Raw genomic sequence first — 6760 nt, 5'->3', positions numbered from 1 at the left:
CCCTCGCCCTAGCCTGTCTCCACCCAAGAGGAGACCCCACCCATGGCAGGCACGGTCGAAGGCGAGAAGGTCGACGTCTCCTTTTCCGGCAGGCGCTGCATCCATTCGCGCAACTGCGTGCTCGGCAATCCGCACGTCTTTGTGCCCAACGCCAAGGGCGAGTGGATCCACCCCGAGGCGGCCAGCGTCGAGAAGGTTGTGGCGCTGGCGGAGAACTGCCCGTCCGGCGCCATCACCTACCATCGCAAGGATGGCGGACCGCAGGAGAAGCCGCCGGTGGTCAACACGGTGCGGCTGCGCGAAAACGGCCCGCTGGCCGTGCATGCCGAGATCGTTCTCGGCGACGAGACTTTCTATCGCGCCACGCTCTGCCGCTGTGGTCTGTCGCAGAATAAGCCGTTCTGCGACAACGCCCATATCAAGGCCGGCTTCACCGCCACCGGCGAGCCGCCGCTGAAGGACACGCCGGCGCTCGAGGCCCGCGACGGCCCGCTGAGGATAGCCCCGACCGTCAACGGCCCGCTCAAGCTCGAGGGCAATGCCGAGATCGTCACCGGCACCGGCCACACCATCGACCGCACCACGCGGGTTTTCCTCTGCCGCTGCGGCCATTCGGCCAACAAGCCGTTCTGCGACAATTCGCACAAAAGGGTGGGGTTCGTGGGGTAGGCGGTGGAAGCTGCCGATCTCCCCCCTCGTGGGGGAGATGTCCGGCAGGACAGAGGGGGGCGCCGTAGAGTGGCAACCTCAATAGCCAACGAGCATTGACAATGCCCCACACGCCATTGCCTTCAAAACATCGCGCAAACGCCAAGTCGATGCGCAAGGTCATGACATCAGCCGAACTGAAGCTCTGGAACGAGCTTCGCGCGCATCGGCTGATGGGGCTAGGCTTTCGCCGACAATTTCCGATCGCCGGTTACATCGTCGATTTCGCTTGCCCACAAAAGAAGCTCGTCGTCGAGGTCGACGGCTCCCAGCATACGGAAGCCGCTGCGGTTGTCAGTGACGAAGCAAGGACAGCGCGTCTGGAGCAGGACGGCTGGACCGTCCTGCGCTTTTGGAACGATGACGTCAGTCGCGACATCGACAATGTCTGTCAGCATATTGTGATTGCGGCGGGTCTCGGCGGCGCGTCCTGAACGAATTGGCCGGCGACGGGCGCAATCACGGCAAGGTCGGCGGGACAGCGCCCCCCTCTGGCCTGCCGGCCATCTCCCCCACGAGGGGGGAGATCACGCTCTCCACCTCCCTTGGCCCATCTCTCCCGGCTTTATCCGCAACGCCATATCGGCTAAGGGCAGGCACCAATCCTTTTGCCCGGACTGCCTGCAAAAATGACCGCCAAGCCAATCCCGCTCTTCCTCGGCATCGACACCGGCGGCACCTACACCGACGCCGTGCTGTGGGCGGAGGAGGGCGGGCCGAAGGGCAAGGTGCTGGCCAAGGCCAAGGCGCTGACCACCAGGCACGACCTCGCTGTCGGCATCTCCGGCGCGGTCGACGCGGTGCTGCAGAAAGCCGGCACCGATCCGGCTTCGATCAAGCTGGTGTCGATGTCGACCACCCTGGCAACCAACGCGCTGGTCGAAGGCCAGGGCGGCCGCGTGGCGCTGATCATGATCGGCTTTTCCGAGGCCGACCTTGCCCGTGACGGGCTGAAGACCGCGCTCGGCACCGATCCGGTGGTGTTCTGCCCCGGCGGCCATGACGTGCACGGCAATGCGGCCAAGCTCGACCTCTCGGGCCTCGAGGCCGCACTGCCGGAGCTTGGGCGTTCGGTGTCGGGCTTTGCCGTCTGCGCCTACTTTGCCACCCGCAACCCGGCGCACGAGGTCACCGCTCGCGACCTGATCCGCGAGAAGACGGGCCTGCCGGTCACCGCCAGCCACGAACTGTCGGCCAAGCTCGGCGGCCCGCGCCGGGCGCTGACCACGCTGCTCAACGCCAGGCTGATCTCGATGATCGACCGGCTGGTGGCGGCGACCGAAGGGTTTCTGGAAGCGCGCGGCATTGCAGCGCCGCTGATGGTGGTGCGCGGCGACGGCGCGCTGGTTTCCGCCGCCTTCGCCCGCCAGCGGCCGATCGAGACCATTTTGTCCGGCCGCCAGCCTCGTCGGCGCGCGTCACATGACCGGCCTCGACGATGCCGTCGTCTCCGACATCGGCGGCACCACCACCGACGTCGCCGTGCTCGACAGCGGCCGCCCCCGGCTCGATCCGGAGGGTGCCACCGTCGGCGGCTTCCGCACCATGGTCGAGGCGGTCGCCATGCGCACCTTCGGCCTCGGCGGCGATTCCGAAGTGGCGCTGGAGGACGGCGCGCTCAATCCAAAGATCCTGCTCGGGCCACGCCGCCTGGTGCCGCTGGCGCTGGCCGGCATGGCGCATGGCGAGGCCGTGACATCGGAACTGGAGCGGCAGCTGCGCGCGCCGAACCCCGGCCGCATGGATGGCCGCTTCGCCGTCCGCACCGGCGTGCCGGAAAGACTTGCCGCGGGCCTCACCGCGCCGGAGGCAAAACTCTACGAGGCGATCGGCGCCACGCCGCTGGCGCTCGACCGGCTGCTCTCTTCCAACGCCCAGAACGCCACGCTGAACCGGCTGGTGGCGCGCGGCCTCGTGCATATCTGCGGCTTCACGCCGTCCGACGCCGCCCATGTGCTCGGCAAGCAGGCCAACTGGCATGCCGCCACCGCCCGCCTCGGCGCCGAGCTGTTCGCCCGCAAGCGCGACGGCCGCGGCCAGGCGATCGCCGCGACGCCGGAAGCGCTCGCCGAACGCGTGCTGGTGACGCTGACGCGCTGGTCGGCCGAATACATCCTCGAAACCGCCTTCACCGAGGACGGGCTGGATGGCGCCGCCGCGGTCGCGCACGCGCTGGTGCAGCGCGCCGTCGACGCCCATCCCGGCATCGCCCGCCTCAGCGTCGCGCTCGACCGCCCGGTCATCGGCCTCGGCGCCTCGGCGCCGCTGCATTATGCCGGCCTGCCGCGGCTGGTCGGCAATGGCTGCGTCGTGCCGGACGATACCGACGTAGCCAACGCGCTCGGCGCCGTCGTCGGCCAGGTCCGCGTCTCGGCCGAGGCCCGGATCAGCCAGCCGAAGGAAGGCCTGTTCCGCCTCGCCTCGGGCCAAACCGTGCGCGACTTCACCGAGGAGGCGAAGGCGATCGCCGCAGCCGAGGCCGATGTCAGGGCGATCGTCGCCGAGCGGGCCAAGGAAGCCGGCACCGACAACGCCGAGATCGACGTCGCCACCGAGTTGAAGGTCTCGACCGTCGAGAGCCAGCGCATGTTCATCGAGGCGCATGTGGTGGCGGTGGCGACAGGACGGCCGCGGATTGCGGTGTGAGGCGCCCTTTCCTTCTCCCCGTTTCACGGGGAGAAGGTGCCCGAAGGGCGGATGAGGGGCGGCGCCGACCAACGTGATTTCGCAGCACCGCCTACTTTGCGTAACGTCGCGCCGCCTCTCATCCGGCTGCCGCCACCTTCTCCCCGTGAACGGGGAGAAGGACGCCTTCACCCTAAGCCGAATTGACCCCGTAACCCCAAACATGCCAAAGGCCCGGCAAAGCCTACAGCTGGAGACGTGCTGATGACCGACCGCATCGAGACCGCCGGGTTGCAGATCGCCCGCGAGCTGCATGACTTCGTGGCGGCCGAGGCAGCACCCGGCACCGGCATCGAGCCGGAACAATTCTGGAACGGCTTTTCCGCCATCGTCCACGAGCTGGCGCCGAAGAACCGGGCGCTGCTGGCAAAACGCGACGCCCTGCAGGAAAAGCTCGACGGCTGGTACCGCGAAAACGGCGCGCCGCTCGACATGGAGGGCTACAAGAGCTTTCTGAAGGCGATCGGCTATCTGGTGCCGGAAGGCCCGGCCTTCAGCGTCTCGACGCAGAATGTCGATCCGGAGATCGCCGCCGTTGCCGGGCCGCAGCTGGTCGTGCCGGTGATGAACGCGCGCTATGCGCTCAACGCCGCCAACGCCCGCTGGGGCTCGCTCTATGACGCGCTCTACGGCACCGATGCCATTCCCGAGACCGGCGGCGCCGAGAAGGGCAAGGGCTTCAACCCGGCGCGCGGCGCCAGGGTGATCGCCTGGGCCAAGGATTTCCTCGACCAATCGGCGCCGCTGACGTCAGGCAAATGGGCCGGCGTCAACGGACTTTCGTTCACCAACGGCATGCTGCGGCTGGGCGAGGGCGCCGGCTCCACCACGCTTGCCGATCCCAGGCAATTCGCCGGCTATCGCGGCGATGCCGCCAACCCGGAAGCGGTGCTGCTGGTCAGGAACGGCCTGCATATCGAGATCGTGATCGATCGCGCCAACCAGATCGGCCGCACCGATCCGGCGGGGATCGCCGATGTCATCCTGGAATCGGCGCTGACCACCATCCAGGACTGCGAGGATTCGGTCGCCGCCGTCGATGCCGAGGACAAGGTCGTCGTCTACCGCAACTGGCTCGGCCTGATGAAGGGCGATCTCGCCGAAGAGATCAGCAAGGGCGGCAAGAGCTTTGTCCGCAAGCTCAACCCTGATCGCACCTACACCGCGCCCTCCGGCGGCGCGCTGACCCTGCCCGGCCGCTCGCTGATGCTGGTCAGGAATGTTGGCCACCTGATGACCAACCCGGCGATTTTGGATCGCGACGGCAACGAGGTGCCGGAAGGCATCATGGACGCCGCGCTGACGGCGCTGATTTCGCTGCACGATGTCGGCGCCAGCGGCCGCCGCGCCAATTCCCGCGCCGGCTCGATGTATGTGGTGAAGCCGAAGATGCACGGGCCGGAGGAGGTCGCCTTCGCCGTCGAGATCTTCGACCGCGTCGAGGCCCTGCTCGGCATGGCCAAAAACACCATCAAGATGGGCATCATGGACGAGGAGCGGCGCACCACCGTCAACCTCAAGGAAGCGATCCGCGCGGCGCGCGAGCGCGTCGTGTTCATCAACACTGGCTTCCTCGACCGCACCGGCGACGAGATCCACACCTCGATGGAAGCCGGCCCGATGATCCGCAAGGGCGACATGAAGCAGGCCGCGTGGATTTCCGCCTACGAGGCCTGGAACGTCGACACCGGGCTGGAATGCGGGCTGGCCGGCCATGCCCAGATCGGCAAGGGCATGTGGGCGATGCCCGACCTGATGGCGGCGATGCTGGAGCAAAAGATCGCCCATCCGAAGGCCGGCGCCAACACCGCCTGGGTGCCGTCGCCAACGGCGGCGACGCTGCACGCCACGCATTACCACAAGGTCGACGTCCACGCCGTCCAGGCGGCGCTGAAGAGCCGGCCGAAGGCGAAGCTCGACGACATATTGTCGGTGCCGGTCGCGGTGCGGCCGAACTGGACGCCGGACGAAATCCAGCGCGAGCTCGACAACAATTCGCAAGGCATTCTGGGCTATGTCGTGCGCTGGATCGACCAGGGCGTCGGCTGCTCGAAAGTCCCTGATATCAACGATGTCGGCCTGATGGAGGACCGCGCCACGCTGCGCATCTCCTCCCAGCACCTCGCCAACTGGCTGCGCCACAAGGTGTGCTCGGAAATCCAGGTCAGGGATTCGCTGCAGCGCATGGCCGCCATCGTCGACCGCCAGAATGTCGGCGATCCGCTCTACCGGCCGATGGCGCCGGATTTCGACAATTCAGTTGCCTTCCAGGCCGCCTGCGACCTGGTGTTCAAGGGGACGGTCCAGCCAAACGGATATACGGAACCGGTGCTGCACGCGCGGCGGCTGGAGCTGAAGGCGCGGAACAAGGCCGAGTAGGGTGGCGGCCGCTTCGGTTCACGCCGCCGGCTCGGGCGGCACGCGCCTGCGGCCTTGATGATTGGCGAAACCACTGGCGAGAGCGTCCTTCTCCTCGTTAACGGGGAGAAGATGGCGGCAGCCAGATGAGGGGCGGCGCGACGGCCATCGGATTCCGCGCCACCTACATGCCCTTTGCGACCCCAAATGAAGACGGGCGGCTGCACCGGGGCTGGATGAGCGCCTGCGCTGCCCCTCATCCCCCTGCCGGGACCTTCTCCCCGTAAACGGGGAGAAGGACTAGACTACGCCGCCTGCGCCATGCGCTCCGCGCTCATCCGGTAGGAAATCGCTTCGGCGAGATGGATCAGCCCGACCGTCTCGCTGGCATCGAGATCGGCGAGCGTGCGCGCCACTTTCAGCACGCGGTGATAGGCGCGCGCCGAAAAGCCGAGCTTTTCGCTGGCGTCCTTGAGCAGGGTCAGGCCGGCGCTGTCGGGTCTCGCGATTTCCTCGATGACCGAAGGCGAGCAATGCGCATTGGTGGTCACGGTCGCGCCAAGCCGTTCGAGCCGCTCGCGCTGGATGGTGCGGGCGCGCGCCACGCGCTGCGCCACCGAAGCGCTGCTCTCGGCCTTGTCGGGCCGGATCAGGTCGCTGGCCGAGACCGCCGGCACCTCGATCCTGAGATCGATGCGGTCGAGCAGCGGGCCTGAGATGCGCGCCTGGTAGTCGGTGCGGCAGCGTTCGCCGCGCAGACAGCGATAGCCGGGCTCGCCCGACATGCCGCAGCGGCACGGGTTCATCGCCGCGATGAGCTGGATGCGCGCCGGATAGGTGACGCGGTGGTTGGCGCGTGCGATCACGCAGTCGCCGGTCTCCAGCGGCTGGCGCAGCGCGTCCAGCGTCTGCGGCGTGAATTCCGGCAATTCGTCGAGGAACAAGACGCCGTGATGGGCGAGCGAGACCTCGCCGGGCCGCGCCCCGCATCATTCGGCCTCGATGGCGG

At 67.7% G+C, this 6760-nt stretch carries 3 protein-coding genes and 2 pseudogenes; 4 read left to right on the top strand and 1 reads right to left on the bottom strand.

The annotated features are described in order from the left end of the window. The first annotated feature begins 42 nt into the window (after positions 1 to 42). The 4 genes and pseudogenes from EN780_RS24220 to EN780_RS24205 all read left to right on the top strand — a co-directional run bounded on the left by EN780_RS24220 (position 43) and on the right by EN780_RS24205 (position 5772). Positions 43 to 669 carry a CDGSH iron-sulfur domain-containing protein gene (locus EN780_RS24220; protein ID WP_127394246.1) on the top strand — a complete coding sequence of 209 codons (627 nt, stop codon included), beginning with the start codon at positions 43 to 45 and terminating at the stop codon, positions 667 to 669. 101 nt (positions 670 to 770) lie between these two features. Beyond that, positions 771 to 1142, top strand: coding sequence for an endonuclease domain-containing protein (locus tag EN780_RS24215; protein WP_128275533.1), 372 nt, complete (start codon positions 771 to 773; stop codon positions 1140 to 1142). A gap of 195 nt (positions 1143 to 1337) precedes the next feature. Beyond that, positions 1338 to 3354 (top strand): annotated as a pseudogene (locus EN780_RS24210) (hydantoinase/oxoprolinase family protein). 243 nt (positions 3355 to 3597) lie between these two features. After that, on the top strand, positions 3598 to 5772 hold the full coding sequence (locus EN780_RS24205; protein WP_128275532.1) for a malate synthase G: 2175 nt from the start codon (positions 3598 to 3600) through the stop codon (positions 5770 to 5772). Between the two features lie 284 nt (positions 5773 to 6056). Here the strand turns inward: EN780_RS24205 and EN780_RS24200 are convergent. Next, positions 6057 to 6734 (bottom strand): annotated as a pseudogene (locus tag EN780_RS24200) (ATP-binding protein); the annotation flags it as partial. Positions 6735 to 6760: the final 26 nt, after the last annotated feature.

This window comes from Mesorhizobium sp. M4B.F.Ca.ET.089.01.1.1, from assembly GCF_004022605.1.
In the GTDB taxonomy this organism is placed as follows: Bacteria; Pseudomonadota; Alphaproteobacteria; order Rhizobiales; family Rhizobiaceae; genus Mesorhizobium; species Mesorhizobium abyssinicae.
Note: the sequence above shows the minus strand (reverse complement) of the source record. Positions and strands in the feature narration are given on the sequence as shown.

Coding starts and splice junctions, on each gene's coding strand:
- EN780_RS24220 (WP_127394246.1), top strand. CDS start 43: ATGGCAGGCACGGTCGAAGGCGAGAAGGTCGACGTCTCCTTTTCCGGC.
- EN780_RS24215 (WP_128275533.1), top strand. CDS start 771: ATGCCCCACACGCCATTGCCTTCAAAACATCGCGCAAACGCCAAGTCG.
- EN780_RS24205 (WP_128275532.1), top strand. CDS start 3,598: ATGACCGACCGCATCGAGACCGCCGGGTTGCAGATCGCCCGCGAGCTG.